The sequence below is a fragment of the Duganella sp. sic0402 genome, assembly GCF_019219065.1.
Lineage (GTDB): Bacteria > Pseudomonadota > Gammaproteobacteria > Burkholderiales > Burkholderiaceae_D > Rugamonas.
The window spans coordinates 118,895-145,049 of record NZ_JAHUWK010000009.1; the positions used below are offsets into that span (position 1 = coordinate 118,895).

The following is a 26,155-nucleotide window of genomic DNA, read 5'->3' on the forward strand; positions in this document are numbered from 1 at the left end:
CTTCGGGTCACAGGCTGGCGTTCAGTTCGCAGCCGGTGTGCCGGAGTTTAACTCTTTTGCGGCCGGTTCGGATGACACCGGTGCAGAAGTTTCACCAGTATCATCTTTTTTCGATTTACGTGGCGCATCGTCGCCATCCGGGTGCACCTGGCTCTCGCGGCGCTGCATATAACCGTCGCGCAGGAACTCGTAGCGGTCCAGCGCCGCGTCTTCCAGCAGCGAGGAAGCGTCCAGCAGGCTGGCGCGGGTATCGACCACGCGCACCACGGTGCCGATGTTGCGCACATTGACCGGATCCTTGTAGCGCCAGATGTCGCCGGCGATGTCGGCCGGCAGCGCCACCGTGTCACGCACGGTGGACGGCCCCAGCAGCGGCAGCACCAGGTACGGGCCGGACTGCACGCCCCACACGCCCAGCGTCTGGCCGAAGTCTTCCTTGTGTTTCGGCAAACCGGCTTCCGAAGCGATATCGAACAGGCCCAGCACGCCCAGCGTCGAGTTCAGCGCGAAACGGCTGACATCCGACATGCCGGCTTCGCCATTGCCTTGCAGCAATTGATTGATCGCGGTCCAGGCGTCGCCCAGATTACCGAAGAAGTTACTGACGCCAGTCTGCACAAACTGCGGCGTGACGTTCTTGTAGCCGGTGGCCACTGGTTTCAGCGCATAGGTATCGACCGTATCGTTGAAGTTGAACATGGCGCGGTTGTAGCTTTCGTACGGGTCGCGCGGGTTCGGACCGGCGCAGCCGGCCAGCATCACGGTGACGCCCAGCGCCAGCGCGGCCTGGCGGAATGCCTTGGTAGTGCGGATCATTTATCGTCCTTTCCTTCTGCGGCCTTGCTATAGATGAACTGATTGATCAGGTCTTCCAGCACGGCAGCCGACTGGGTGCGGGCGATCTTGTCGCCGGACGCCAGATTGTTGGTGTCGCCGCCGGCTTCAATGCCGACGTACTGTTCGCCCAGCAGGCCGGCGGTCAGAATCTTGGCCGAGCTGTCCTTAGGGAATTTGTAATTTTCTTCCATATTCAAGGTTACCAGCGCCTGGTAGCTCTTGTCATCAAACTTGATCTCTCCCACACGGCCGACCACCACGCCGGAAGCCTTGACCGCCGCTTGCGGGCGCAGGCTGCCGATATTGTCGAACTTGGCGGTGATCGCGTAGGACTTGCCGAACGACAGCGAGTTCATGCTGCCGACCTTGAGCGCCAGGAACATCAGCGCGCATACGCCGATGACAATGAACAGGCCGACCCAGATATCCAGAGATTTGCGTTGCATATTATTCTTCCTCAGTTTCTTATCTTGTATTGCTTGCTGATTACTTGCTGAACATCAGCGCCGTCATCATGAAGTCCAGCCACCAGATCGTCAGCGATGAGATCACGACGGTGCGGGTGGTGGCGCGCGCCACGTCTTCCGGCGTCGGCTGCGCTTCATAGCCCTGGTACAGGGCGATGAAGGTAATCGCGATGCCAAACACCACGCTCTTGATGAAGCCGTTGTAAATATCGTTCCAGATGTCGACACTGGCCTGCATTTGCGACCAGAACGCGCCGTCATCGACGCCGATCAGCTGCACGCCGACCAGCCAGCCGCCCAGCACGCCGACCGCGCTAAACACGGACGCCAGCAGCGGCACCGCCAGCGCGCCGGCCCAGAAGCGCGGCGCCAGCACGCGCTGGATCGGGTTGACCGCCATCATTTCCATCGCCGACAGCTGCTCGCCAGCCTTCATCAGGCCGATTTCCGCCGTCAGCGAGGTACCGGCGCGGCCGGCAAACAGCAGCGCGGTGATCACCGGGCCCAGTTCGCGGGTCAGGCCCAGCGCCACCAGCACGCCCAGCGACTGCTCGGCGCCATATTTATTGAGCGTGGTGTAACCCTGCAGACCCAGCACCATGCCGACGAACAGGCCGGACAGGGTGATGATGAGCATCGAGTAATTACCGATGAAATGCAGCTGCTCGACCACCAGGCGCGGCCGCTTCAGCAGTCCGGGCGAAACGCTCAGCAGATTGGCGAAGGCGCGCGCGCCATAGCCTATGCTCTCAATATAGTCGCGCAGCGGCGCGCCCAGATTGGATAACCAGGTTTTAACACTCATACTTGCACTCCCAGGCCCAGATCGTCGGCCAGGGACTTGCCTGGATAATGGAACGGCACCGGACCGTCCGCTTCCGCGTGGACAAACTGCTTTACATACGGGTCGGTCGAGACCAGCATGTCGGCCGGCGTGCCGTGCGCAACGATCTTGCCTTGCGACAGGAAATAAACATAGTCGGCGATGGCAAAGCTCTCCTTGACGTCGTGCGACACCAGAATCGTGGTCGAGCCCAGCGCCGTATTCAGGTTGCGGATCAGGTTGGCGGTCACGCCCATCGAGATCGGATCGAGGCCGGCGAACGGCTCGTCATACATAATCAGTTCCGGGTCCAGCGCGATCGAACGCGCCAGCGCCACGCGGCGCGCCATGCCGCCAGAGATTTCACCCGGCTTCAGCTTGGCGGCATTGCGCAGGCCCACGGCTTGCAGCTTCATCAGCACCAGGTTGCGGATCAGTTCTTCCGGCAGATCGGTATGCTCGCGCAACGGAAAGGCGACGTTCTCGAATACGCTCAGATCGGTAAACAAGGCGCCGTGCTGGAACAGCATGCCCATCTTGCGGCGCAGCAGATACAGGCCGGAGGTATTCAGCTTGTGCACCACCTGGCCCTGCACCTTGACATGGCCCTTCTGCGGACGCAGCTGGCCGCCGATCAGACGCAGCACCGTGGTCTTGCCGCTGCCCGAGCCGCCCATGACCGCGATCACTTTCCCGCGCGGGAAGTCCATATTCAAGCCGGACAGGATCGCCCGCTTGCCATAGGAGAAGTGTAGGTCACGAATTTCGACTAGATTAGGCACGACTGAACTCATTTTTTGGAATGCCGTATTGTAGTGCAGAAAGGTCAATCTCTGCTGAAGGGCCCATGAAGAGCCGACAGTGGGTAGCAGATAATACAACACTACTGAACCCAAAGTCAGCAATTTACATCAAGCACTAATTGTTACATTCACCGCGCTGCAAATAAAAAAACCGGATACAGTCGGGGATCACCCATCCGTATCCGGCAGGAATCAGGCCGAGCCTGACGCCACGCTTGAGCTTAGCGTGGCAACTCGGAACTGCCCATCAGGAACTCATCGACCGCGCGCGCGCACTGGCGGCCTTCGCGGATCGCCCATACCACCAGCGATTGGCCACGGCGCATGTCGCCGGCGGCAAATACTTTTTTCACGGAAGTCTGGTAGCAGCCTTCGCCATCGGTGCTGGCTTTGGCGTTGCCGCGTGCATCTTTATCGACCGAGAAAGCGTCCAGGATATTGGCGACCGGCGACACGAAGCCCATGGCCAGGAATACCAGATCGGCCTTCATTTCGAATTCCGAGTTCGGCACTTCGGTCATTTTGCCGTCTTTCCATTCGACGCGGCAGGCCACCAGTTTTTCCAGCTTGCCGCCCTTGCCTTCCAGGCGCTTGGTGGCAACCGCCCAGTCGCGCTCGCAGCCTTCCTCGTGCGACGAGGAGGTGCGCAGCTTGGTTGGCCAGTAAGGCCAGACCAGCGGCTTGTTCTCTTGCTCCGGCGGCATCGGCATCAGTTCGAACTGGGTGACCGAAGCGGCGCCGTGGCGATTCGAGGTGCCGACGCAGTCGGAACCGGTATCGCCGCCGCCGATGACGATCACATGCTTGCCAGTAGCCTTGATCTGGTCTTTCAGCTTGTCGCCGGCGTTGACCTTGTTTTGCTGCGGCAGGAAGTCCATGGCGAAGTGCACGCCTTTCAGCTCGCGGCCCGGTACCGGCAGATCGCGCGGAGCTTCCGCACCGCCGGCCAGCACGACTGCGTCGAAATCTTTTTGCAGGTCTTCAGGGAAAATGGTTTCCTTGGCCCAGTTGTTGACGTTGGCCGGGAAGTCTTTGCCGATCAGCACGCTGGTGCGGAAGGTCACGCCTTCGGCTTCCATCTGCTTGACGCGGCGGTCGATGTGCGACTTTTCCATCTTGAAGTCGGGAATGCCGTAGCGCAGCAGGCCACCGACGCGGTCGGATTTTTCAAACACGGTGACCGCGTGGCCAGCGCGCGCCAGCTGCTGGGCGGCGGCCAGGCCGGCAGGACCCGAGCCGACCACGGCGACTTTCTTGCCGGTCTGCTTGCTTGGCGGCTGTGGCACGACCCAGCCGTGTTCCCAGCCTTCGTCGATGATCTTGTGTTCGATCGACTTGATGCCGACCGGATCTTCACTGATGCCCAGGGTACAGGCTGCCTCACACGGCGCCGGGCAGATGCGGCCGGTGAATTCCGGGAAGTTGTTGGTCGAGTGCAGCGTGTCCAGCGCTTCGCGGTAATTGCCGCGATAGACCAGATCGTTCCAGTCCGGGATGATGTTGTTGACCGGGCAGCCGTTGTTGCAGAACGGGATGCCGCAATCCATGCAGCGCGCGCCCTGGACTTTGGCTTGCTCGTTAGTCAGCGGAATGACGAATTCCGCGTAGTTTTTCAGGCGCGTCGCTGGCGGCAGATAGCTTTCTTCCTGACGCTGGAATTCCATGAAGCCGGTGATTTTACCCACGATATTTTTCCTTCGTAATCTTGTAACGCTGGCTTAAGCAGCAACTGGTTGAGCGGATGCGGCTTCGTTCGCCACGTCTTCGGCCATTTCAGCCAGAGCGCGTTTGTATTCGCTTGGGAATACCTTGACGAACTTGCTGCGGCCTTCGGCCCAGTTATCCAGCAACAGGCGCGCGCGCGTGCTGCCGGTGTGCTTGAAGTGACGCTCGATCAAACGCTTCAGGATCACTTCATCGGCCTCGCGGCCATGGTCTTTGTGCTGTACGTGGAAGGTGGCGCTGTCCACCGACTGCTCCTTGGCGCTCAGCACGCGCTCCAGCGTCACCATCGCGGTGTTGCAGCGCGTTTCGAAATCGCCGTCCGGATCGTAGACATAAGCGATACCGCCCGACATGCCTGCAGCGAAGTTACGGCCAGTATTGCCCAGCACGACGACGGTGCCGCCGGTCATGTATTCGCAACCGTGATCGCCAGTGCCTTCGACAATGGCGGTGGCGCCCGAGTTACGCACCGCGAAGCGCTCGCCGGCCACGCCGTTGAAGAAAGCTTCACCGGCAATCGCGCCATACAGCACGGTATTACCGATGATGATGTTGTTGACCGCCCAGCCACGGAACTCGGTATTCGGACGCACGATGATGCGGCCGCCCGACAAGCCCTTGCCCACATAGTCGTTACCCTCGCCCACCAGATCGATGGTGATGCCGTGTGCCAGGAAGGCGCAGGCCGACTGGCCAGCCGTGCCTTGCAGCTGGATGTGGATGGTGTCGTCCGGCAAGCCGGCGTGGCCGTAGCGCTTGGCCACTTCGCCCGACAGCATGGTGCCCACGGTGCGGTTCAGGTTTTTCACCGGCGAGATGAAGGATACGCGCTCGCCTTTTTCCAGCGCCGCTTTGGCCTGGGCGATCAGCTTGTGGTCGAGTGCCTTGTCGAGGCCGTGATCCTGCTCCATGGTGTGGTAGATCGAATGGCCTTCCTGCACTTCCGGCTGGTAGAAGATATTGCTGAAGTCCAGGCCCTTGGCTTTCCAGTGCGAGATGGCTTTCGACTTGTCCAGCAAGTCGACACGGCCGATCAGCTCGTCATAGCTGCGGATGCCCAGCTGGGCCATCAGCTGGCGCGCTTCTTCGGCAACGAAGAAGAAGTAGTTGACCACATACTCAGGCTTGCCGGAGAACTTGGCGCGCAGTACCGGATCTTGCGTCGCAACGCCGACCGGGCAGGTGTTCAGGTGGCATTTGCGCATCATGATGCAGCCTTCCACCACCAGCGGTGCGGTGGCGAAGCCGATTTCGTCGGCGCCCAGCATGGCGGCGATGACTACGTCGCGGCCGGTACGCATCTGGCCATCTGCTTGTACCCGAATCCGGCTGCGCAGGCCGTTCAGCACCAGCGTCTGCTGGGTTTCAGCCAGGCCCAGCTCCCATGGGGTGCCGGCGTGCTTGACCGAAGACAGCGGCGAAGCGCCGGTGCCGCCGTCATGGCCTGCGACCACCACGTGGTCGGCCTTGGCCTTGGTGACACCTGCGGCAACCGTGCCGATACCCACTTCCGACACCAGCTTGACCGAGATCGAAGCGCGCGGATTGGCGTTCTTCAGATCGTGGATCAGCTGCGCCAGATCTTCAATCGAATAAATATCGTGGTGCGGCGGCGGCGAAATCAGGCCCACGCCCGGCACCGAGAAGCGCAGCGTAGCGATGTATTCCGACACCTTGTGGCCTGGCAGCTGGCCGCCTTCGCCTGGCTTGGCGCCCTGCGCCATCTTGATCTGGATCTGGTCGGCCGAGCTCAGGTAAGCAGCGGTCACGCCGAAACGGCCGGACGCCACCTGCTTGATGCGCGAGCGCAGCGAGTCGCCTTCCAGCAGCGGAATATCCACCACCATCTGGTCTTTGCCCATGATGGAACCCATGGTCTCGCCCTGCTTGATCTTGATGCCTTTCAGCTCCATGGTGTAGCGCGATGGATCTTCGCCACCTTCACCGGTGTTGGACTTGCCGCCGATGCGGTTCATGGCGACGGCCAGCGTGGCGTGGGCTTCGGTCGAAATCGAACCCATCGACATTGCGCCGGTGGCGAAACGCTTGACGATTTCTTTGGCTGGCTCGACTTCATCCAGCGGAATTGCCTTGGTCGGATCGATCTTGAACTCGAACAGGCCGCGCAGCGTCAGATGGCGCTTGCTCTGGTCGTTGATGATCTGCGCATACTCTTTATAGCTGGAGAAATTGTTGGCGCGGGTCGAGTGTTGCAGCTTGGCGATCGCGTCCGGGGTCCACAGGTGGTCTTCGCCGCGCACGCGGAAGGCGTACTCGCCGCCTGCGTCCAGGTGCTTGGCCAGCACCGGATCGTCGCCGAAGGCCAGGTTGTGCAGGCGCAACGCTTCTTCCGCCACTTCAAACACACCGATGCCTTCCACGTTGGAGGCGGTGCCACGGAAGTATTTATTGACCAGCGACTTGTTCAGGCCGACCGCTTCAAAGATCTGCGCGCCGCAGTACGACATATAGGTCGAGATGCCCATCTTCGACATTACCTTCATCAGGCCTTTGCCGACCGCCTTGGTGAAGTTGTAGATGGCTTTTTCGGCCGACATATCGCCTGGCAGGCCAGCAGCCATGTCAGCCAGGGTTTCCATTGCCAGGTAGGGGTGGATCGCTTCCGCGCCATAGCCGGCCAGCAGGGCGAAGTGATGGGTCTCGCGGGCCGAGCCGGTTTCCACCACCAGGCCGGTCGAGGCGCGCAGGCCTTTGCTGACCAGGTGCTGGTGAACGGTCGAGGTGGCCAGCAGTGCCGGGATCGCCACACGGTCCGGGCCGACGCTGCGGTCCGACACGATCAGGATGTTATGGCCGGATTTCACCGCATCCACGGCTTCCGCGCACAGCGAGGCCAGGCAGGCTTCGACGCCTTCCTTGCCCCAGGCCAGCGGATAGCAGATGCTCAGCTCATACGACTTGAACTTGCCGCCGGTGTGCAGGCTGATGTTGCGCAGGCGCTCCATATCGTCGAAGCCCAGGATAGGCTGCGACACTTCCAGGCGCATCGGCGGGTTGACGTTGTTGGTGTCCAGCAGGTTCGGTTTCGGGCCGATGAACGACACCAGCGACATCACCATCGCTTCGCGGATCGGGTCGATCGGCGGGTTGGTCACCTGGGCGAACAGCTGCTTGAAGTAGGAATACAGCGGCTTCAGCTTGTTGGACATGACGGCCAGCGGCGAGTCATTGCCCATCGAGCCGGTGGCCTCCTCGCCGGCGGCGGCCATCGGCGCCATCAGGAACTTGATGTCTTCCTGGGTGTAGCCAAAGGCTTGCTGGCGGTCCAGCAGCGACGGCACGGCTTTTTCGCCGGCGGCCGGCTTGTCCTTGGCGCGGTTGTGCGCCAGCTGGCTTTCGCTCAGCTTGATTTCGTTGAGCTTGATACGCACCGCGTTAATCCATGCCTTGTATGGCTTGGCGTTGGCGTAGGTGTCTTTCAGCTCTTTGTCGTCGATGATGCGGCCAGCTTCCAGGTCGATCAGGAACATCTTGCCTGGCTGCAGACGCCATTTCTGGATGATTTTCGACTCTGGAATCGGCAGCACGCCGGATTCCGAGGCCATCACCACCAGGTCGTCGTCAGTGACGATGTAGCGCGCTGGGCGCAAGCCGTTGCGGTCCAGCGTGCCGCCGATGTAGCGGCCGTCGGTGAAGGCCATGGCGGCCGGGCCGTCCCATGGTTCCATCATGGCGGCGTGATATTCGTAGAACGCGCGGCGATTGTCGTCCATCGTGCCGTGATTTTCCCAGGCTTCAGGAATCATCATCATCATTGCCTGGGCCAGCGGGTAGCCTGCCATCAGCAGCAGTTCCAGCGCGTTGTCGAAGCAGGCGGTGTCCGACTGGCCTTCGTAGATCAGCGGGAAGAGTTTTTTCAGGTCGTCGCCCAGCACAGCCGACTTCATCACGCCTTCGCGGGCGCGCATCCAGTTGAAGTTGCCTTTGACGGTGTTGATCTCGCCGTTGTGGGCGATCAGGCGGTATGGGTGGGCCAGCGGCCATTCAGGGAAGGTGTTGGTCGAGAAACGCTGGTGCACCAGCGCCAGCGCCGACACGCAGCGCGCATCTTGCAGGTCGCGGTAGTAGACGCCCACCTGGTCGGCCAGCAGCAGGCCTTTGTAGACGATGGTGCGGGCCGACAGCGAGGCCACGAAGAATTCTTTGCCGTGTATCAGGTTCAGTGCCTGGATGGCGTGGCCCGACGATTTGCGGATCACATACAGCTTGCGCTCCAGCGCGTCGGTCACCATGATGTCGGCGCCACGGCCGATGAAGATCTGGCGTATCACCGGTTCCTTGGCGCGCACGGTCGGCGACATCGGCATGTCACAGTCGACCGGTACATTACGCCAGCCGAGCACCACCTGGCCTTCGGCGCGCACGGCGCGTTCGATTTCCTGTTCGCAAGCGATGCGGGAAGCGTTTTCTTTCGGCAGGAACACCATGCCGACGCCGTATTCGCCTGGCGGCGGCAGTTCCACGCCTTGCTTGGCCATTTCGTCGCGGTAGTACTGGTCCGGGATCTGGATCAGGATGCCGGCGCCGTCGCCCATCAGCGGGTCCGCACCGACTGCGCCCCGGTGATCGAGGTTCTTCAAGATCAGCAGACCCTGTTCCACAATCGAGTGACTCTTATTGCCCTTGATGTGGGCGACGAAACCAACGCCGCAGGCGTCGTGTTCATTGGACGGATCGTACAGACCTTGTGCTTCCATGGCTAAACTCCAAAACTGATTGGCTTGAAAAACAAGGTTAGTGCAACGCAGCGTAAACCTCAAGCATAACAATTAGGGTCGGAGTCGAATTAAATTTTCCTCAGAAGCTTATTTTTTTAATTGGGGACAGAGTGATGCCCTATTCTCTGACAGGCTTTATTTTGAACGGCCGGCCGCGTTTGGCCGGCAATACCTGGCGTTTGACGCGGTTCTGCAGCGCAGTCTGGAACTGCTGCGAGCCCAGCGGCCAGCCTTTCAGCAGGGATTTACCGATTAATGTGATTTCCTCGGCGGTCAGCGCCGGCTCGGACAGCGCGCTGTAGGCGGCCTCCCGCTGGAATGGCGTGTTGCCCAACTCCCAGACCTTGGCGTGGTCAGTGACCAGGCCATCCGGGCGGATGCCGGCGTGATGGCAGTAGCTGGACCACGGATAATCCTCAGCGCGGCTGACCAGGCCGTTGCGTACCGGGTTGAATTCGATGTAACGGCTGCACAACATGAAGTACTGATCGGCATCGATCAGCGAGGTTTTGTAGCGTCCGTTCCACAAAGTTCCACTACGGACATACTTTTGATTGAAATAGGGCACGTAGTAGCGGCCTATCCACTGCATCATCTGGCCCAGGCCGGTGTCGTCGGAGGGTGTCACCAGCAAATGCAGGTGATTGGGCATCAGACAATAGGCGTGGATGGCGACTTTATAGGTTTTGGCGGCGCTGCGCAGCCAGCCGAGGAAGGTTTGGTAGTCGTCGGTGTCGAGGAATACGTCCTGGTTGTTGGCGCCGGTCTGGATGACGTGGTGCGGCTGGTGCGGGACGATTAAACGGGGTAGGCGGGCCATGCGTAAATAAAAAAGGGCAGATCGGAAGCCCGATTCTACCCTTGTTGACTTACTCTGTCCCCGATTAAATCCCCGCAACAGATTTGTGGCTCGACTCTGTCCCCGTTAAGACAGATTGAAGCTGGCGGACAGGCTATAGCCCTCGCCGTAAGCGCTGCGCAGCGGCAAATCCTGGCCCAGGCCGGTACGCGCCTTCTTGCGCAGGCGGTACACCAGCATGTCGACGCGGCGGCCGGCGTCCGGATCATCGCCACCGATGCCGGCCACAATCACCTGGCGCGGCACCGGACGGGTGTTGATCGTCAACAGGTGCAGGAAATTGCATTCCTTCTCGGTCAGCGTGATCGCCATCCCTTGCAGCTCCAGTTGGCGAGCGCTCACTTTCAGTGTCCACTTGCTCGGCAGCGGCACGGTTTCCTGCGGGCCGACACGGCGGTCCAGCGCCTCAATGTGCGCTGCCAGCTCGGGGAATTTGATCGGCTTGGTCAGATAGTGGTCCGCGCCCAGGCGCAGACCCAGAATGCGGTTGTCGAAAGCGACCCGGCCGGTCAGCACCAGCAGGCCGATTTGCGGATACAGCTGACGCATGCGCGGGATGACGTTGAAGCCATCTTCATCCGGGAGGCCCAGATCCAGCACCACCACGCCGACATTGCCCTGGCTCAGAGCCGACCACATGTCGCTGGCGTTATTGGTGATATGCACCTCGTGTTCAAGTTCAGTCAGAAACTCTGCCATTTCCTCGGCATAGTCCAGATTGTCTTCCACGATCAGTATTTGCGTCATTGATGCGCCATTCGTTCAATTGTTGAGCAGCTGTGCCCAGACCTGGAACACTTAACTTGCGTCTAGGGAATTATCACTGCTGGCCTCTGCACGCGCAAGTTTTTTCCCGGCATTGGCTGCGACCGGCAGCCAAATCCGAAATTCCATGCCGCTTTCAGAAACATTTCTCGCCGTAACAGTACCGCCGTGCACATCGACAATGGAACGCGCCATATACAGGCCCAAGCCCGATCCAGCCACCCCTGCGGCATTGCTGCCACGGAAGGCTTTATCGAACACATGCGGCAATTCCGCCGCCGCGATCCCGGCGCCATGATCGCGCACCAGGAGTTCGACGCCACCTTCTGTTGCAATTCGGCCCAGTAATTCTATCGGAATATTATCGCTTGTGTATTTTATTGCATTATCCAGCAACATTTCCAGGCACAAGCGCATGCCAGCAGGGTCGCAGCGCATCCATGGCGGCAGGCCATCGACTTGCACCGTGATGGACTGGCGCCGCGCCCGCGCCTGCCCGGCGGCATCCTCCAGCAGCTTGGCCGGATTGATTTCATTGGGTTGGCGCTCGCGGCCGATGCTGGCCATACGCTCCGGCGACAGGTATTCGTCCAGCATGGCCAGCATGCGGTCGACGGCGGTCTGGATTTTGCGGTAGCGCTTGCGCGTGCCTTCGTCGTGATGGGCGCCGGTCATTTCCAGCCGCTGCACCGCGCCGTCGATGGTCGACAGTGGCGTGCGGAATTCATGCGACAGCATCGAGGCAAATTTTTTCTGCTGCGCGGCCAGTTCGCGCCGCGCGCTCAGGTCGCGCACCACACCGACCACGCTGGCCGGCACACCCTGCTCGTCCAGGATCAGCGTGGATTCGATTTCCACCGGCACCGTCCGGCCGTCGGCGTGCACCAGTTCGGTTTCGCGCAACAGCCGGCGACGGCTCAGATCGCCGTCGGCATAGCGCGCCAGCCGCGCCTGCAAGTCTTGCAACAGGCCGGACGCCAGTGCTTGCGCGCTGTCCAGCGTGTAGCCGAACTGCCGTTCGGCCGCCGGGCTGAGCCAGCTTAGCCGCAGCGTGGCGCAGTCGGCCATCCAGCTGATTTCGCTGCTGTGATCCAACAGCAGCCGATAGCGGGCTTCGTTGGCTAGTGATTGCTGTAAGGCCGCCTTGAGTTCCGCTATCGTCTCGCTCATTGATTACTCCACCAAAGGTGCGAAGATTTGCTGCAAGTCTTCCTGGGTGAGCGCCATTTTCTGCGATTCGCCTTCGGCCAGGATGGACTGCGCCAGATCGGACTTTTTCTGCTGCAAGACCTGGATCTTTTCTTCCAGCGTGCCCTTGGCGATCAGTTTATACACAAACACCGGCTTGTCCTGTCCAATCCGCCAGGCGCGGTCGGTGGCCTGATTTTCAGCGGCCGGATTCCACCACGGATCATAGTGGATAACGGTATCGGCGGCGGTCAGGTTGAGGCCCACGCCACCGGCTTTCAACGATATCAGGAAGATAGGCACTGCGCCCTGCTGGAAGGCGGCCACTTGGGCGCTGCGGTCCTTGGTGTCGCCGGTCAGCAGCGCGTACGGGATGTCGCGCGCTTCCAGTTCCTCCTCGATCAGCTCCAGCATGCTGGTGAACTGCGAGAACACCAGAATCTTGCGCTTCTCTTCCAGCAAGTCCTCGACCATCTGCATCAGGTCGGCCAGCTTGGCCGAGCCGGCCTGCTGCTGTTTCTTGGTGGTCGACTTGACCAGGCGCGGATCGCAGCACACCTGGCGCAGCTTGAGCAGCGCTTCCAGGATGACGATCTGGCTGCGCGCCACGCCCTTGCGGTCGATTTCCTCACGCACTTTCTGGTCCATCGCCAGGCGCACGGTTTCGTACAGGTCGCGCTGGGCGCCGGTCAGCTCGACCTTGCGCACCATCTCGGTTTTCGGCGGCAGCTCTTTCGCTACACTGTCCTTGGTCCGGCGCAGCAGGAAGGGTTTGATGCGGCGGTTCAGCAGCGCCCGGCGCAGCGGATCATCCTGGCGTTCGATCGGATGGCGGAACACGGTGTTGAAGCCCTTCTCGTCGCCCAGCAGGCCGGGCAGCAGGAAGTGGAATTGCGACCACAGCTCGCCCAGGTGGTTCTCCAGCGGCGTACCGGACAGGCACAGGCGATGGCGGGCACGCAGCAGGCCGGCGCTCTGGGCAGCCTTCGAGCGGGTGTTCTTGATGTAATGCGATTCATCGAGGATGACCAGATGGAAATCGTGCTCGCGCAGTTTTTCCTCGTCGCGCGGCAGCAGCGCGTAGGTAGTCAGCACCAGGTCGGCCTCGTCGATCTGGTCGAACTGGCCCATGCGGTCCTTGCCCTGCAACAGCAGCACTTTCAGGCCCGGCGCAAAGCGCGCGGCTTCTTCCTGCCAGTTGCCCATCAGGCTGGTTGGCGCGATCACCAGCGCCGGCGCGGTCAGGCGGCCGGCTTCCTTCTCGACCAGGATGTGGGCCAGCGTCTGCACGGTTTTACCCAGGCCCATATCGTCGGCCAGGATGCCGGCAAAGCCGTATTCGCGCAGGAACTGCATCCACGACAAGCCGTCGGTCTGATAGTCGCGCAGCGTGGCTTGCAGGCCGGCCGGCGTGGCCACCCGTTTCACCGCGCCAAACTGATTCAGGCGGGCGCCCATATCGCGCAATTCCTCACCGCCGGTCCAGCTCATTTCCACATTGCGCGCCAGCTCGTCAAGGCGGGCGGCGTCCAGCGTGGCCATGTGCAGCGAATGCTTGATCTTGTCGCTGAAATACAACTCGCCCAGCGTGGCCAGGATAGGCCGCACCCGGCCCCACGGCAGCGCGACGCGGGTGCCGTCGGCCAGCGTGGCCAGCATCTGGTCTTCCTCGCTGTGGTTGGCGATGGCTTTCGGATTGAAATCGTTGGGTGCGTTGCGGATCAGCTGCACCAGCAAAGGCAGCAGCGGCACACGCTCCTGGTTGACCATGATGCCCAGTTCCAGATCGAACCAGGCACGGCCGCCATCGGCCTCGTCTTCCACCACCTCGGCGTACCAGTCGCCGACTGCCACCGTGTCGTAGCGGTATTTGACGGTTTTTTCGATTTTCCAGCCTGCCTCCTTCAGCGCGGCGATGCCGTCGCGGGCGAAGCGTATCCATTCCGCCTGGCTCGGCAGCAGCAGGCCACCCTTGACGCTGCTTAGCGGCAGCGTGGTCGGCGCCACGAAATGGCGTCCGCTCAGCAGCGCCAGCGCATCCGCTTCAGCGTCGGCGTCGCGCTGGATGATCTCGGTCACGTCGCCTTTCTGGCGTACCACCCGCTGCGATGGGTCGAAGGACACGCGCTCGCCGTCATAATCAAACGACAGCACGGCAAAATCGCTCCAGCGCTGGACCGAGCCATCGGCCAGCATGGCCGAGTCCAGCGTCAGTACCGGACGCGGCTTGACGTCATCGCGCATGCGCTGCGGCAGCGCCTGCGGCAGCGGCATCAGGCCTTGCAGGCCGTGCGCCAGCAGCAGCTGGGAAACCCGCATCTTGTCGTTATTGGTCAGCAGCGGCGCCTGCGCGACCAGCGCCTGCAGGTCAGCCAGCGGAATTTCTGTGCCGCCCTGGTTCAGTTGCAGCACGCCGCAGGACAGGTTGTCGATATACCACGGCGGATCGGTCGGCAGCATGTAGTCGACCTGATCGGCGCCGACATGCTTGGCGCCCGGCGGCGGCGCCACCTGCCAGCCGAGACGCAGGCCCTTGCCCTCCTCGCGCCAGGCCAGGTTGGCCTCGCGCAGCACGCCGCCCTTGAGCGGATAGACCAGGCCGTTGCCGACGTCGGCCCAGGAGTTTGCCCACAGCAGCTTGTCCTGCTGGGCCAGCATATCGAGCAGCGCCGCGCCGATCTTGCCGCGCGGCTCGGTGGCCGAACCGGTCTGGGAATTCTGGCCGCTGCGCATGGCGACGAAGAAGCGGATCAGGTCCTCGTCGTTGGGCGTCATGAAGCTCGGCGGCGTCGACAGCAGCGAAAACACTTCGCTGACCGGACTGGCCGCCGCCACATCGCCATTCGGGCGCAAGCGGGCTTTGTACAGGCACAGCGCCACATGGCGGCCACCGCTGGTGGGCGCCAGCACGTAGATCAGCTTGTACTGGGTTTGTTTGGGATCGTTGTCGACCGGCGGCGGGGTCAGCTTGGCCTTGGGATGCGCTGCGGCATCCACCCGCTGCAGCCAGGTGGCCACAGCATAGGACAATTGATTCGCGGGCGGCGCGGGGCGTGTTGGAGCAGCCGGTGCTGGAGCAGCTGGAGCATCAGTGGCGTCGTCGCGGGTAAAATCCATAGGTCGCATTGTTAGGCAAAGATGGTTCAAAAACGGCAACAGGCAATATTATCCGCCATTGAAGCGTTCGTGTTTACGTATTCTTTAAAAACATGACCATAAAAGTGGGCTTGCCCACGTTCACAGTCCTTTTGGGCTGTCAAGACTGGCAACTTGGCTACGATGCCGTATTATTCCGGGCTTGTCTGTCTAGGAATCATCACCATGTTGCCTTCCATCGAACAACGCCTCGCCCTGGAATTGTCCGCCAAGCCGGTCCAGGTTGCCGCCGCCATCGCCCTGCTGGACGAAGGCGCCACCGTTCCCTTCATCGCCCGTTACCGTAAAGAGGCGACCGGAGGCCTGGATGATACCCAGCTGCGCCTGCTCGAAGAGCGCCTGCGCTATCTGCGCGAGCTGGAAGACCGCCGCGCCAGCATCATCGCCTCGATCACCGAGCAAAACAAAATGACACCAGAGCTGTTAGATGCTGTCATGCACGCGGAAGACAAGACCCGGCTGGAAGACTTGTATCTTCCATACAAACAAAAACGCCGCACCAAGGCCCAGATCGCCATCGAAGCCGGCCTGGCGCCACTTGCCGACGGCTTGCTGGCCAATCCGGAGCTGAATCCGGAAACCGAAGCCAGCGCCTATCTGCGCGTAGCGTTCACCACCGCCGACGGCAATAATCCGGGCGTGGCCGACACCAAGGCAGCGCTGGACGGCGCCCGCCAGATCCTGATGGAGCGCTTTGCCGAAGATGCTACCTTGCTGCAATCCTTGCGTGAATATGTGCAAGAGCATGGCATTGTTGAGTCGAAAGTTATTGAAGGTAAGCAAGAAGAGGGCGAAAAGTTCGCCGACTATTTCGACTATTCGGAAACCCTGGCCAGCGTGCCCTCGCACCGCGCCCTGGCGCTGATGCGCGGCCGCCGCGAAGGCGTGCTGGATGTTGCTTTGCGTCTTGATAGTGAGCCGGAAAAACCAAAGTGGGATGCGCCGCACAATCCGTGCGAGAGCCGCATCGCCGCCCGTTTCGGCATCAAAAGCGCTGGCCGCCCGGCCGACAAATGGCTGTCCGACACCGCCCGCTGGACCTGGCGCGTGAAGAGCTTTATGCACCTGGAAACCGAACTGATGGGCGCGCTGCGCGAGAAATCCGAGTCGGACGCCATCACCGTCTTCGCTACCAATCTGAAAGCCTTGCTGCTGGCCGCCCCGGCTGGCCAGCGCGCCACCATGGGCCTGGACCCTGGCCTGCGCACCGGCGTCAAGGTGGCGGTAGTGGACGCCACCGGCAAGGTGATGGATACCGCCGTGATCTATCCGCACCAGCCGAAAAACGACTGGGAAGGCTCGCTGCACACGCTGGGCAAGCTGGCCGCCAAGCACAATGTATCGCTGATCTCGATCGGCAACGGCACCGCTTCGCGCGAAACCGACAAGCTGGCGCAGGATCTGCTGAAGCGCTTCCCTGAGCAGAAAATGAACAAGATCGTTGTGTCCGAGGCAGGCGCGTCGGTGTATTCGGCTTCCGAATACGCGTCGAAAGAGCTGCCGGACATGGACGTGTCGCTGCGCGGCGCGGTGTCGATCGCGCGCCGCCTGCAAGACCCGCTGGCCGAACTGGTCAAGATTGATCCGAAATCGATCGGCGTCGGCCAGTACCAGCACGATGTCTCGCAGACCCAGCTGGCGCGCACGCTGGATGCGGTGGTTGAGGATTGCGTCAACGCGGTCGGCGTCGACGTGAATACCGCGTCGGCACCGCTGCTGGCGCGCGTGTCCGGCCTGTCGTCGTCGGTGGCGACAGCGATTGTGTCCTACCGCGACGTCAAAGGCGCGTTCACCTCGCGCGCCGCGCTGAAGTCGGTGCCGCGCCTGGGCGACAAGACCTTTGAACAGGCAGCCGGCTTCCTGCGCGTGATCGGCGGCGAGAATCCGCTGGACGCGTCGGCGGTGCATCCGGAATCCTATCCGCTGGTGGAAAAAATCCTCGGCGACATCCAGAAGGACATCAAGGGTGTGATTGGCGACAGCGCACTGATCAAGCACTTGCAGCCGGCCAAGTACGCCGACGAGAAATTCGGCGTGCCGACCATCACCGACATCCTGAAAGAGCTGGAAAAGCCGGGCCGCGACCCGCGTCCGGAATTCACCACCGCCACCTTCAAAGAAGGCGTGGAGGAAATCAGGGACCTGCGTCCGGACATGATACTGGAAGGCGTGGTCACCAACGTGGCTGCCTTTGGCGCGTTTGTCGACATCGGCGTGCACCAGGACGGCCTGGTGCATATCTCGGCACTGTCCAACACCTTCGTCAAAGACCCGCACACGGTGGTCAAAGCCGGCCAGGTGGTCAAGGTCAAGGTGCTGGAAGTGGACGAGAAGCGCAAGCGCATCGCCCTGACCATGCGCCTGTCCGACAGCGCGCCGCAAGCCGGTTCGCAGCCACAGCAGCGCGGCGACCGCAACGACCGCCGCGCCATGGGCCAGCAGCAGAAAGAGCAACAGCGGCAGACCGCGCGCGAGCCGGCGATCGGCGGCAGCATGGCCGCCGCCTTCGCCAAGCTGCGCGGCTAGCTTGCGTCAGGCGCCATGCACGTCCTTCATGCGCTGCGAGAGCTTGGCCAGCGCATACAGGCCAACCACGGCGGTGCCGATGAACATGCCCCAAGCCAGGCCTTCAGCGTAAGCGTGTTTGGCTGGAATCAGCCAATAGGCCAGCGCCTCGGCTGATACGACCAGCGCCAGCAGCCGGATCACGCGCAGATACTTGGCGGCGTTGTCGCTGCGCTGGGTGAAGATCTCGGCGCTGGCGCCGGCCGTGCGCGGCTTGCGCCAGCAATGCCAGCCTACGGTCGAGGTCACCAGTTCCCAGCCTGCGTCGCGGAACAATTGCTGGTATTCCGCCGCCGGACCGAAATAGCGCACATCCCAGCGATAGGCCACATCCGCCGGCGCACCACGCTCGAAGGTGTGGATACAGAAGACATTGGTGCTACGCAGATGCAAGCCTTGCGCCGCCATTTCCTGTAGCCACTGCTGATGCTCCTCATCCTGCCACACATGCCACACCTTGAATTTTCGTACCAGCTTGCTCATGACCGCTCCTTGTTAAGCTGCGTGCTGCAACGCCCGCGCATTGCCCAGCATGATTTCTAAGCGGCGCACCTGCTCCGCCAACACTTCCTTGCCCAGCTCCGTCAGCGCGTACACCTTGCGCCGCTCCTCCTCCGCCACCTTGACGATCAGCGCCTGTTTTTCCAGCGTGCCGAACACGCCGTACAAGGTGCCTGGCCCCAGGGTGACGCTGCCGCCGCTCATCGCTTCCACCTTCTGCATGATGGCGTAGCCATGCATGGGCTGGGTCAACGCCAGCATCACGTAGAAAGTGGCTTCGGACAGCGGCAGATATTTCGCAAACTGATTCATATATCGCCTTTCGCTATATCGAGTCTCGATATACATAATACAGGGATTTTTTCCGCTGTCAAATACGCCGGGGGCACATTTCTTATAAAATGTCGCCATCTGATATTTCCATACAACGAGGCAGCTATGAGCGACGTACAAACCTGGATCAAAGACACCGTGACCAATACCCCTGTGGTGCTGTTCATGAAGGGCACCGCCCAGTTCCCACAATGCGGCTTCTCCGGCCGTGCCATCCAGATCCTGAAAGCGTGCGGCGTCGAGAACATCGCTACCGTCAACGTGCTGGAAGATCCGGAAGTTCGCCAGGGCATCAAGGACTACTCGCAATGGCCAACCATTCCGCAGCTGTACGTGCGCGGTGAATTCGTCGGCGGCTCGGACATCATGACCGAGATGTATGAGTCGGGCGAACTGAAAGCCCTGCTGGACAACAATGGCTGATCGCCCGCGGCGGATTATTATCGCCATCACCGGCGCCACCGGCGCGGTGTATGGCGTGCGTCTGCTGCATCATTTACGCAACATCCCCGGCGTCGAAACCCATTTGCTGGTTTCCGACGCGGCCGTGCTGACCTTGCACCAGGAAACTGGCTTGCAGCGGCGCGCAGTGGAAGCACTGGCCCATGTGGTGCACAAGGTGCGCGACGTCGGCGCCTCGATCGCCAGTGGCTCATTCCAGAGCGACGGCATGGTGATCGCTCCCTGCTCGATGAAAACCCTGGCTTCAATCGCCCACGGCTTGTCCGATAACCTGATCGCGCGCGCCGCCGACGTGGTGCTCAAGGAGCGCCGCCGGCTGGTGCTGATGGTGAGGGAAACGCCGTTCAACCTGGCGCATCTGCGCAATATGACGGCGGTAACGGAAATGGGCGGGATCGTGTTCCCGCCGCTGCCGAGCTTTTATCACAAGCCAGCGAGTATTGATGAGATGGTGGATCACACCGTTGCGCGCGTGATCGACTTGTTCGGCATCGAACACGCACTGGCGCCGCGCTGGGCGGGCCTCAACAGCAATGAAGGCTAAAGCCTGAGCTTAGCGCTTGTCGTAGTAAGAACTGCTGGCGCGCTTCAATTCCCTTGCTTCTTCCACCATACGACGTTGGGCGATACGTTTGCGCATCACTTCGGCATGCTGGGCGGCGCTCATGGGAGGGGCGGTCATCAAATCTTTCAGCTGGGCGGCATTGCTGTAATTGCTTTTCATTAAACGGCTCAAAGCGTGACTCCCCGAAAAGTAGGCTCTACCTATTGTGCCTGAAATCCGTGTCGAAACTATGACAATTCGCAAAGGTGGCGAAAATAAAAAGGGCGCCGCCAGCGCGCGCCCAATGCCGAAGAAAAACCGGCGGAAGATGAAACCTGTTTCATATCACTAAAGGACGATCCCCATTCAGACCGGTTAACATCTTTCGGTAGTACTACTTAAAAATGACTACTTTTGGTAATTTACCCGCACCAGCATGCGGATAAATTCCCGCGCAATCTGGCGGTGATGCTCGTCCAGGCGCTGCAAATCCGCGATCAGCTTGACGTCGGCCGATTCGAAGCGCGACAGCGCGCCACTGTTGTCCCCCGCCGGCGCGCCTTCCTCCGGGCCGCCAAAGCGCAGCCACTCCGCAGGCACGCCCAGCCATTGCGCGATCATGCGCAGCTTCTCCTGGGTCGGAATTGCCTCTCCCACCAGCCATTTACGGGCCGCATGCACGGTAATCGGCCGTCCGTCGAAACGGATGTTGAATTCACGCGCCAGCCGGGTCGGGCTGTCGGGCGAATAGTGGGCATTTTTTAGAGCCTGTTGGAGTCGCTGGCTAAAGCTTTCGCGTTCATTAGAAGAATTCATAATTGCACTATTTCACGTTGCGTCATGAAAGTCAGTCTCTGCAGAGTTTGCCGCAACCGTAACATCAAGATATGCATTAATTGACATTCTATCTGTTACAGGCAACAAGGTCAGAGAAATATTCGGGCAAATTTTATTTGGTCAACCACCCCGTTCGTGGCAATGATCCTGCTCGGTGGCTCACCTAGTCGCACGATACCATTCCGCATCGATCCGGTCACCAATTGCCAATAACTCTGCGTTAGTTCGGTGTTTTTCGCGCTACAATGCATTGACGTTGACGTAAACGGAAACCATTTAAAAACCATGTCCACCTACACTATTACCGAACTGGCGCGTGAATTCGACATCACCGCCCGCGCCATCCGTTTTTATGAAGACCAAGGCTTGCTCAGCCCGTCGCGCGAAGGCGCTGGCGGCCGCAACCGCGTCTACACGCCGCGCGACCGCACCCGCCTCAAACTGACCCTGCGCGGCAAGCGCCTGGGCCTGTCGCTGGCCGAAATCAAAAGCCTGGTCGATATGTACGAAACACCCAAGGATTCGGTGGCGCAGATGCACCGCTTCCTGAACGTGCTGTCGCAGCACCGCGAGACGCTGGAACAACAGCGCGAAGACATCGAAATGTCGCTGGCCGAAATCCAGGCACATGAAGATGACTGCAAACGCCTGCTGGAAGCACAGCCGGCTGCCTGACGCGTCACTTGACGTTTACGTTAACGTCACATCGGCGTATCATGGCCGCTCCAGCTCCAATACAAAATAGAGGAAGACATGCTCCATCTCCCAGGCCTGACCTTTGACCATGGCGAGGATATCGCCGCGCTGCGCGAAGCCGTGCAGCAGTTCGCCGCCGCCGAGATCGCCCCGCGCGCAGCCGAAATCGACCGCAGCGACCAGTTCCCGATGGACCTGTGGCGGAAGATGGGCGAGCTGGGCGTGCTCGGCATCACCGCGCCGGAAGAATACGGCGGCGCCAATATGGGCTACCTGGCCCACATCGTGGCGATGGAGGAAATCTCGCGCGCCTCGGCCTCGGTCGGCTTGTCCTATGGTGCCCACTCCAATCTGTGCGTCAACCAGATCAAGCGCAACGGCAGCGAAGAACAAAAGAAAAAATACCTGCCCAAGCTGATTTCCGGCGAACATATCGGCGCACTGGCGATGTCCGAGCCGAACGCCGGCTCCGACGTGGTCAGCATGAAGCTGCGCGCCGACCTGAAGGGCGACCGCTACGTCCTCAACGGCACCAAGATGTGGATCACCAACGGTCCGGACGCCGACACGCTGGTGGTCTACGCCAAGACCGACCTGGAAGCCGGGCCGCGCGGCATGACCGCCTTCCTGATCGAGAAAGGCTACAAGGGCTTTTCGATCGCGCAAAAACTGGACAAGCTGGGCATGCGCGGCTCGCACACCGGCGAGCTGGTGTTTGAAGATTGCGAGGTACCGCTGGAAAACGTGCTGGGCGGCGTCGGCAAGGGCGTCAATGTGCTGATGTCCGGCCTGGACTTCGAACGCACCGTGCTGTCCGGCGGACCACTGGGCATCATGCAGGCGTGCATGGACGTGGTGGTGCCTTACATCCACGACCGCAAGCAGTTCGGCCAGGCCATCGGCGAGTTCCAGCTGATGCAGGGCAAAATCGCCGATATGTACTCGACCATGATGGCCTCCAAGGCCTATGTGTATGCCGTCGGCCAGGCCTGCGACCGCGCCGCCACGCCCGAGCAGGTGCGCAACCTGCGCAAGGACGCTGCCGGCGCCATCCTCTACAGTGCCGAGAAAGCCACCTGGATGGCCGGCGAAGCGATCCAGACGCTGGGCGGCAACGGCTACATCAATGAATACCCGGTCGGCCGTTTGTGGCGCGACGCCAAGCTGTATGAGATTGGCGCCGGTACCAGCGAAATCCGTCGCATGCTGATCGGCCGTGAACTGTTCGCGGAAACGCTTTAATTTGGAGATTTGAGTATGAACGATCCTATCGTCATCGTGGGCGCGGCCCGCACCCCCATGGGCGCCTTCCAGGGCGACTTTTCCGGCAAGGCCGCACACGACCTGGGCGCAGTGGCGATCCAGGCCGCCGTCGAGCGCTCCGGCATCGACGGCAAGCTGGTCGAACACGTCTACTTCGGCAACTGCCTGATGGCGGGCCAGGGCCAGGCGCCGGCCCGCCAGGCACTGCTGAAAGCCGGCTTGCCGGCGTCCACCGGCGCGGTCACGCTGTCCAAGATGTGCGGCTCGGCGATGCAGGCGGCGATCTTCGCGCACGACCAACTGGTGGCCGGCAGCGCCGACGTGGTGATTGCGGGCGGCATGGAGTCGATGACCAACGCGCCTTACCTGATTCCGAAAGCGCGCGGCGGCTACCGCATCGGCCACGGCATGATGTTCGACCACATGATGTACGACGGACTGGAAGACGCCTACTCGCGTAACGAGAAAACCGGCGAAGGCCGCTCGATGGGCACCTTTGCCGAAGAGTGCTCGGCCAAGTACGAGTTCACCCGCGAAGCGCAGGACAACTTCGCCATCGAATCGGTGAAGCGCGCGCAGCTTGCCACCAACGAAGGCTACTTCAAGTGGGAGATCGCGCCGGTCACCGTGACCTCGCGCGCCGGCGACAGCGTCATCGACAAGGATGAAGGCCCGCTGAAAGCCAAAGTGGAAAAAATCCCGACGCTGCGCGCGGCGTTCAAGAAAGACGGCACCATCACCGCCGCCTCGTCGTCGTCGATCAATGACGGTGCAGCCGCGCTGGTGATGATGCGCGAATCGAAAGCGAAAGCGCTGGGCCTGACGCCGATTGCGCGCATCCACGGCCATGCCACCTTTGCGCAGGAACCCAACCTGTTCACCACCGCACCAATCGGCGCCATCGAAAAGCTGTACAAGAAAACCGGCTGGGGCAGCAAGGACGTTGACCTGTTCGAGATCAACGAAGCCTTTGCGGCCGTGCCGATGGCAGCCATGCGCGACCTCGACATCCCGCACAGCAAGGTCAACATCCACGGCGGCGCTTGCGCGCTGGGCCATCCTATCGGCGCATCCGGCGCGCGCATCATCGTCACGCTGCTGGGTGCTCTGAAACGCACCGGCGGCAAGAAGGGCGTGGCGGCGCTGTGCATCGGCGGCGGCGAAGCGACCGCGATGGCAGTGGAGCTGGTGTAATGGCGACAGCATTGATCATCGGCGCATCGCGCGGCATCGGCCTGGAACTGGTCAAGCAGTATCGCCAGGATGGCTGGCGCGTGATCGCCACGGCACGCAAGCAGGAAGACTGCGACGCGCTGGCGGCGCTGGGCGCCGAACCGCACAAGCTGGACGTGAACAACGTGGAAGCGGTGGCCGGCATCGGCTGGAAGCTGGATGGCGAAGAGCTGGATGTGGCCATCCTCAACGCCGGCGTGTACGGACCGCGTCACGACGGCTTCCCGACCGAGATCGAATTCAACGCGGTCATGCACACCAATGTGCTGGCGGCGATGCGGCTGCTGCCGGTCATCGCGCCGCTGGTCGGCGAGGCGAAGGGCAAGCTGGCGGTGCTGTCATCGCGCATGGGATCGTTGAGCGAACGCAGCGCGCCACATGGTTCGCTGTACCGCGCCAGCAAGGCGGCGCTGAATTCGGTGCTGCTGGATACTGCGCTGGCGCACGGCAAGCAGGGCGTCACCTGCGTGGCTTTCCATCCAGGCTGGGTCAAGACCGACATGGGCGGCGAGGGCGCCGACATCACGGTAGAACAAAGCGCCAGCGGCATCCGCGCCACGCTGGCCGGCTTGTCGGCATCCGAAACCGCTGTCTACCGCAACTACGACGGCACGGAAATCGGCTGGTAAAACGATACAACGAGACAAACAATGCTACTGAGCCAGGAACATGAAATGATCCGCGACGCCTTGCGCACTTTCGCGCAAGAGCGTCTCGCCCCCAACGCCGCCCGCTGGGACAAGGAACACCACTTCCCGCAGGCGGAGCTGAAGGAACTGGCGGCACTCGGCGCCTTCGGCGTCGCCGTGCCCGAGGAACTGGGCGGCGCCGGCATGGATTACGTTTCGCTGGCTTTGGTATTGGAAGAAATCGCAGCAGGCGACGGCGGCACATCCACCATCATCTCCGTCAACAACTGCCCGGTGTGCAGCATCGCCATGATGTACGCCAATCCGCAGCAAAAAGAACAATGGCTGCGGCCACTGGCGCAAGGCGACATGCTGGGCGCCTTTTGCCTGACCGAACCGCACACCGGTAGCGACGCCGCCGCGCTGCGCACCACCGCCACCCGCGACGGCGCTCACTATGTGCTGAACGGCGTCAAACAGTTCATCACCAGCGGCAAGCATGCGGATGTGGCCATCGTCATGGCCGTCACCGACAAGGCCGCTGGCAAAAAGGGCATCAGCGCCTTCTGGGTGCCCACCTCCACGCCTGGCTACATCGTCGCCGGCATCGAGCAGAAAATGGGCCAGCACTCTTCCGACACCGCACAGATCGTGTTTGAGAACTGCCGCGTCCCGGCGGAAAACCTGATCGGTGAGGAAGGCCAGGGCTACAAGATTGCCTTGTCCGGACTGGAGGGCGGCCGCATCGGCATCGCTTCGCAATCGGTCGGCATGGCGCGCTCCGCATATGAGGCGGCGCTGAGCTATGCGAAGGAACGCGAAAGCTTCGGCAAGCCGATTTTCGAACACCAATCCGTACAATTCAAGCTGGCGGAAATGGCGATGCAAATCGAAGCCGCGCGCCAGCTGATCCTGCACGCCGCCGCCATGAAAGACGCCGGCCAGCCCTGCCTGAAAGAAGCCGCGATGGCCAAGCTGTTCGCCTCCGAGATGGCCGAAAAAGTCTGCTCCGACGCGATCCAGATCCACGGCGGCTACGGCTACGTCAGCGACTTCCCGGTAGAACGCATCTACCGCGACGCCCGCGTATGCCAAATCTACGAAGGCACCAGCGACATCCAGAAAATCCTGATCGCCCGCGCCCTCTAAGTTTTAGCGACGACCGCCTCGCCGATGGCGTAGAAATTGCCGCCGGCGATGTAGTGTAGGCTGCGCCATTGCGGGTCGGCTTTTTCGAATGCCCAGTGGCCGTTCTGGAATACGCGTTCGTCCGCGTACGCCGCCACCACTTCGCCGATGAACAGATCGTAAACCTGTTCGTTGCGCGGCTCCGGCAGCACCTTGCAGATCAGCCAGGCCGATGAGCCGGCCACCAGCGGCGCGTCGTAGCCATCCACACGGAACAGCTGCACGCCGGCCTTGGCCAGCTTGTCCGGCGCATCGTTCGCGCTGATGTGGCCTACCTCGTAGGTCAGCTGCAGCTGCGCCATATTCGGCACCTGCAGCACAAAATATCCGCTCTTCTCCACCAGCGGGCGCGTGGCAGTGGCCTTGTCCAGTACCAGCGTCACCTTCGGCGGCGCGAAGTCCAGCGCGCACGACCATGCGGCCGACATCACATTCTCCACGCCCGCATGGCTGGCCGATACCAGCACTGTCGGTCCATGATTCAGTAAACGATACGCCTTTGCCAGCTCCACCGGCTTGATATGCTGATCCAATTCCTGCTC

General features: G+C 61.3%; 23 protein-coding genes. 8 read left to right on the forward strand and 15 right to left on the reverse strand.

What is annotated here, in order from left to right; genetic code table 11:
* Positions 1–21 precede the first annotated feature (21 nt).
* The 10 genes from KW842_RS20375 to KW842_RS20420 all read right to left on the reverse strand — a co-directional run bounded on the left by KW842_RS20375 (position 22) and on the right by KW842_RS20420 (position 15,323).
* A complete protein-coding gene (locus KW842_RS20375) occupies positions 22–816 on the reverse strand; it encodes a VacJ family lipoprotein (RefSeq protein WP_218305950.1) in 795 nt (264 codons plus the stop codon).
* A complete protein-coding gene (mlaD, locus tag KW842_RS20380) occupies positions 813–1,283 on the reverse strand; it encodes an outer membrane lipid asymmetry maintenance protein MlaD (RefSeq protein ID WP_218305951.1) in 471 nt (156 codons plus the stop codon). The genes KW842_RS20375 and mlaD overlap by 4 nt, the downstream gene beginning before the upstream one ends.
* A 40-nt stretch (positions 1,284–1,323) precedes the next feature.
* Positions 1,324–2,109 (reverse strand): lipid asymmetry maintenance ABC transporter permease subunit MlaE, encoded by a 786-nt coding sequence (gene mlaE, locus KW842_RS20385; RefSeq protein ID WP_218305952.1) that lies wholly within the window; start codon positions 2,107–2,109, stop codon positions 1,324–1,326.
* Positions 2,106–2,909: an ABC transporter ATP-binding protein gene (locus KW842_RS20390; RefSeq protein WP_218305953.1), complete on the reverse strand. Its 804-nt coding sequence runs from the start codon at positions 2,907–2,909 to the stop codon at positions 2,106–2,108. Before KW842_RS20390 ends, mlaE begins: the two co-directional genes overlap by 4 nt.
* Before the next feature lie 242 nt (positions 2,910–3,151).
* Complete coding sequence (locus KW842_RS20395) at positions 3,152–4,615, reverse strand: glutamate synthase subunit beta (RefSeq protein WP_218305954.1); 1,464 nt, start codon at positions 4,613–4,615, stop codon at positions 3,152–3,154.
* Between the two features lie 33 nt (positions 4,616–4,648).
* Complete coding sequence (locus tag KW842_RS20400) at positions 4,649–9,373, reverse strand: glutamate synthase-related protein (RefSeq protein WP_218305955.1); 4,725 nt, start codon at positions 9,371–9,373, stop codon at positions 4,649–4,651.
* A 139-nt stretch (positions 9,374–9,512) separates the two neighbouring features.
* Entirely contained in the window at positions 9,513–10,214 is a 702-nt protein-coding gene (locus tag KW842_RS20405) for a transposase (protein ID WP_218305956.1), read from the reverse strand.
* A 105-nt stretch (positions 10,215–10,319) separates the two neighbouring features.
* The gene (locus KW842_RS20410) at positions 10,320–11,000 is read right to left on the reverse strand and encodes a response regulator transcription factor (RefSeq protein WP_154357443.1); all 681 of its coding nucleotides are present in this window, start codon (positions 10,998–11,000) and stop codon (positions 10,320–10,322) included.
* 51 nt (positions 11,001–11,051) lie between these two features.
* On the reverse strand, positions 11,052–12,188 hold the full coding sequence (locus KW842_RS20415) for a PAS domain-containing sensor histidine kinase (RefSeq protein ID WP_218305957.1): 1,137 nt from the start codon (positions 12,186–12,188) through the stop codon (positions 11,052–11,054).
* 3 nt (positions 12,189–12,191) lie between these two features.
* Positions 12,192–15,323, reverse strand: a complete 3,132-nt coding sequence (locus KW842_RS20420) for a DEAD/DEAH box helicase (RefSeq protein ID WP_218305958.1) — start codon at positions 15,321–15,323, stop codon at positions 12,192–12,194.
* Between the two features lie 204 nt (positions 15,324–15,527).
* Between KW842_RS20420 and KW842_RS20425 the strand changes: the two genes are divergently transcribed.
* Complete coding sequence (locus tag KW842_RS20425) at positions 15,528–17,888, forward strand: Tex family protein (RefSeq protein ID WP_218305959.1); 2,361 nt, start codon at positions 15,528–15,530, stop codon at positions 17,886–17,888.
* Between the two features lie 6 nt (positions 17,889–17,894).
* Here the strand turns inward: KW842_RS20425 and KW842_RS20430 are convergent, their stop codons facing one another.
* Positions 17,895–18,410: a DUF2812 domain-containing protein gene (locus KW842_RS20430; protein WP_218305960.1), complete on the reverse strand. Its 516-nt coding sequence runs from the start codon at positions 18,408–18,410 to the stop codon at positions 17,895–17,897.
* Positions 18,411–18,422: 12 nt separating this feature from the next.
* Entirely contained in the window at positions 18,423–18,740 is a 318-nt protein-coding gene (locus tag KW842_RS20435; protein WP_218305961.1) for a PadR family transcriptional regulator, read from the reverse strand.
* A gap of 126 nt (positions 18,741–18,866) precedes the next feature.
* Here KW842_RS20435 and grxD point away from each other — a divergent pair, with 126 nt between their 5' ends.
* Together grxD and KW842_RS20445 are read left to right on the forward strand one after the other, a co-directional pair.
* Positions 18,867–19,184, forward strand: coding sequence for a Grx4 family monothiol glutaredoxin (grxD, locus tag KW842_RS20440; protein WP_218305962.1), 318 nt, complete (start codon positions 18,867–18,869; stop codon positions 19,182–19,184).
* The gene (locus tag KW842_RS20445) at positions 19,177–19,767 is read left to right on the forward strand and encodes a UbiX family flavin prenyltransferase (protein WP_218305963.1); all 591 of its coding nucleotides are present in this window, start codon (positions 19,177–19,179) and stop codon (positions 19,765–19,767) included. Before grxD ends, KW842_RS20445 begins: the two co-directional genes overlap by 8 nt.
* Positions 19,768–19,776: 9 nt before the next feature.
* Here KW842_RS20445 and KW842_RS20450 read toward each other — a convergent pair whose 3' ends face one another.
* Positions 19,777–19,947, reverse strand: a complete 171-nt coding sequence (locus KW842_RS20450; RefSeq protein WP_166454693.1) for a hypothetical protein — start codon at positions 19,945–19,947, stop codon at positions 19,777–19,779.
* Between the two features lie 228 nt (positions 19,948–20,175).
* Positions 20,176–20,583: a hypothetical protein gene (locus tag KW842_RS20455; protein ID WP_218305964.1), complete on the reverse strand. Its 408-nt coding sequence runs from the start codon at positions 20,581–20,583 to the stop codon at positions 20,176–20,178.
* Between the two features lie 306 nt (positions 20,584–20,889).
* Here KW842_RS20455 and KW842_RS20460 point away from each other — a divergent pair, with 306 nt between their 5' ends.
* The 5 genes from KW842_RS20460 (at position 20,890) to KW842_RS20480 (ending at position 25,574) form a co-directional block, all read left to right on the forward strand.
* Positions 20,890–21,279 carry a MerR family DNA-binding transcriptional regulator gene (locus tag KW842_RS20460; RefSeq protein ID WP_218305965.1) on the forward strand — a complete coding sequence of 130 codons (390 nt, stop codon included), beginning with the start codon at positions 20,890–20,892 and terminating at the stop codon, positions 21,277–21,279.
* Between the two features lie 78 nt (positions 21,280–21,357).
* The gene (locus KW842_RS20465) at positions 21,358–22,542 is read left to right on the forward strand and encodes an isovaleryl-CoA dehydrogenase (protein WP_218305966.1); all 1,185 of its coding nucleotides are present in this window, start codon (positions 21,358–21,360) and stop codon (positions 22,540–22,542) included.
* A gap of 15 nt (positions 22,543–22,557) precedes the next feature.
* Entirely contained in the window at positions 22,558–23,757 is a 1,200-nt protein-coding gene (locus KW842_RS20470) for an acetyl-CoA C-acyltransferase (RefSeq protein WP_218305967.1), read from the forward strand.
* A complete protein-coding gene (locus KW842_RS20475) occupies positions 23,757–24,425 on the forward strand; it encodes an SDR family oxidoreductase (protein WP_218305968.1) in 669 nt (222 codons plus the stop codon). Before KW842_RS20470 ends, KW842_RS20475 begins: the two co-directional genes overlap by 1 nt.
* 21 nt (positions 24,426–24,446) lie before the next feature.
* Complete coding sequence (locus KW842_RS20480) at positions 24,447–25,574, forward strand: acyl-CoA dehydrogenase family protein (RefSeq protein WP_218305969.1); 1,128 nt, start codon at positions 24,447–24,449, stop codon at positions 25,572–25,574.
* Here KW842_RS20480 and KW842_RS20485 read toward each other — a convergent pair.
* Positions 25,571–26,146: a flavin reductase family protein gene (locus KW842_RS20485; protein ID WP_218305970.1), complete on the reverse strand. Its 576-nt coding sequence runs from the start codon at positions 26,144–26,146 to the stop codon at positions 25,571–25,573. The genes KW842_RS20480 and KW842_RS20485 overlap by 4 nt on opposite strands.
* Positions 26,147–26,155: the final 9 nt, after the last annotated feature.

Bases quoted from the DNA above. Each gene is read 5' to 3' on its own strand.
- KW842_RS20375 (WP_218305950.1), bottom strand. From the start codon at position 816: ATGATCCGCACTACCAAGGCATTCCGCCAGGCCGCGCTGGCGCTGGGC.
- mlaD (WP_218305951.1), bottom strand. From the start codon at position 1,283: ATGCAACGCAAATCTCTGGATATCTGGGTCGGCCTGTTCATTGTCATC.
- mlaE (WP_218305952.1), bottom strand. From the start codon at position 2,109: ATGAGTGTTAAAACCTGGTTATCCAATCTGGGCGCGCCGCTGCGCGAC.
- KW842_RS20400 (WP_218305955.1), bottom strand. From the start codon at position 9,373: ATGGAAGCACAAGGTCTGTACGATCCGTCCAATGAACACGACGCCTGC.
- KW842_RS20405 (WP_218305956.1), bottom strand. From the start codon at position 10,214: ATGGCCCGCCTACCCCGTTTAATCGTCCCGCACCAGCCGCACCACGTC.
- KW842_RS20410 (WP_154357443.1), bottom strand. From the start codon at position 11,000: ATGACGCAAATACTGATCGTGGAAGACAATCTGGACTATGCCGAGGAA.
- KW842_RS20415 (WP_218305957.1), bottom strand. From the start codon at position 12,188: ATGAGCGAGACGATAGCGGAACTCAAGGCGGCCTTACAGCAATCACTA.
- KW842_RS20420 (WP_218305958.1), bottom strand. From the start codon at position 15,323: ATGGATTTTACCCGCGACGACGCCACTGATGCTCCAGCTGCTCCAGCA.
- KW842_RS20425 (WP_218305959.1), top strand. From the start codon at position 15,528: ATGTTGCCTTCCATCGAACAACGCCTCGCCCTGGAATTGTCCGCCAAG.
- KW842_RS20430 (WP_218305960.1), bottom strand. From the start codon at position 18,410: ATGAGCAAGCTGGTACGAAAATTCAAGGTGTGGCATGTGTGGCAGGAT.
- KW842_RS20435 (WP_218305961.1), bottom strand. From the start codon at position 18,740: ATGAATCAGTTTGCGAAATATCTGCCGCTGTCCGAAGCCACTTTCTAC.
- grxD (WP_218305962.1), top strand. From the start codon at position 18,867: ATGAGCGACGTACAAACCTGGATCAAAGACACCGTGACCAATACCCCT.
- KW842_RS20445 (WP_218305963.1), top strand. From the start codon at position 19,177: ATGGCTGATCGCCCGCGGCGGATTATTATCGCCATCACCGGCGCCACC.
- KW842_RS20450 (WP_166454693.1), bottom strand. From the start codon at position 19,947: ATGAAAAGCAATTACAGCAATGCCGCCCAGCTGAAAGATTTGATGACC.
- KW842_RS20455 (WP_218305964.1), bottom strand. From the start codon at position 20,583: ATGAATTCTTCTAATGAACGCGAAAGCTTTAGCCAGCGACTCCAACAG.
- KW842_RS20460 (WP_218305965.1), top strand. From the start codon at position 20,890: ATGTCCACCTACACTATTACCGAACTGGCGCGTGAATTCGACATCACC.
- KW842_RS20465 (WP_218305966.1), top strand. From the start codon at position 21,358: ATGCTCCATCTCCCAGGCCTGACCTTTGACCATGGCGAGGATATCGCC.
- KW842_RS20470 (WP_218305967.1), top strand. From the start codon at position 22,558: ATGAACGATCCTATCGTCATCGTGGGCGCGGCCCGCACCCCCATGGGC.
- KW842_RS20475 (WP_218305968.1), top strand. From the start codon at position 23,757: ATGGCGACAGCATTGATCATCGGCGCATCGCGCGGCATCGGCCTGGAA.
- KW842_RS20480 (WP_218305969.1), top strand. From the start codon at position 24,447: ATGCTACTGAGCCAGGAACATGAAATGATCCGCGACGCCTTGCGCACT.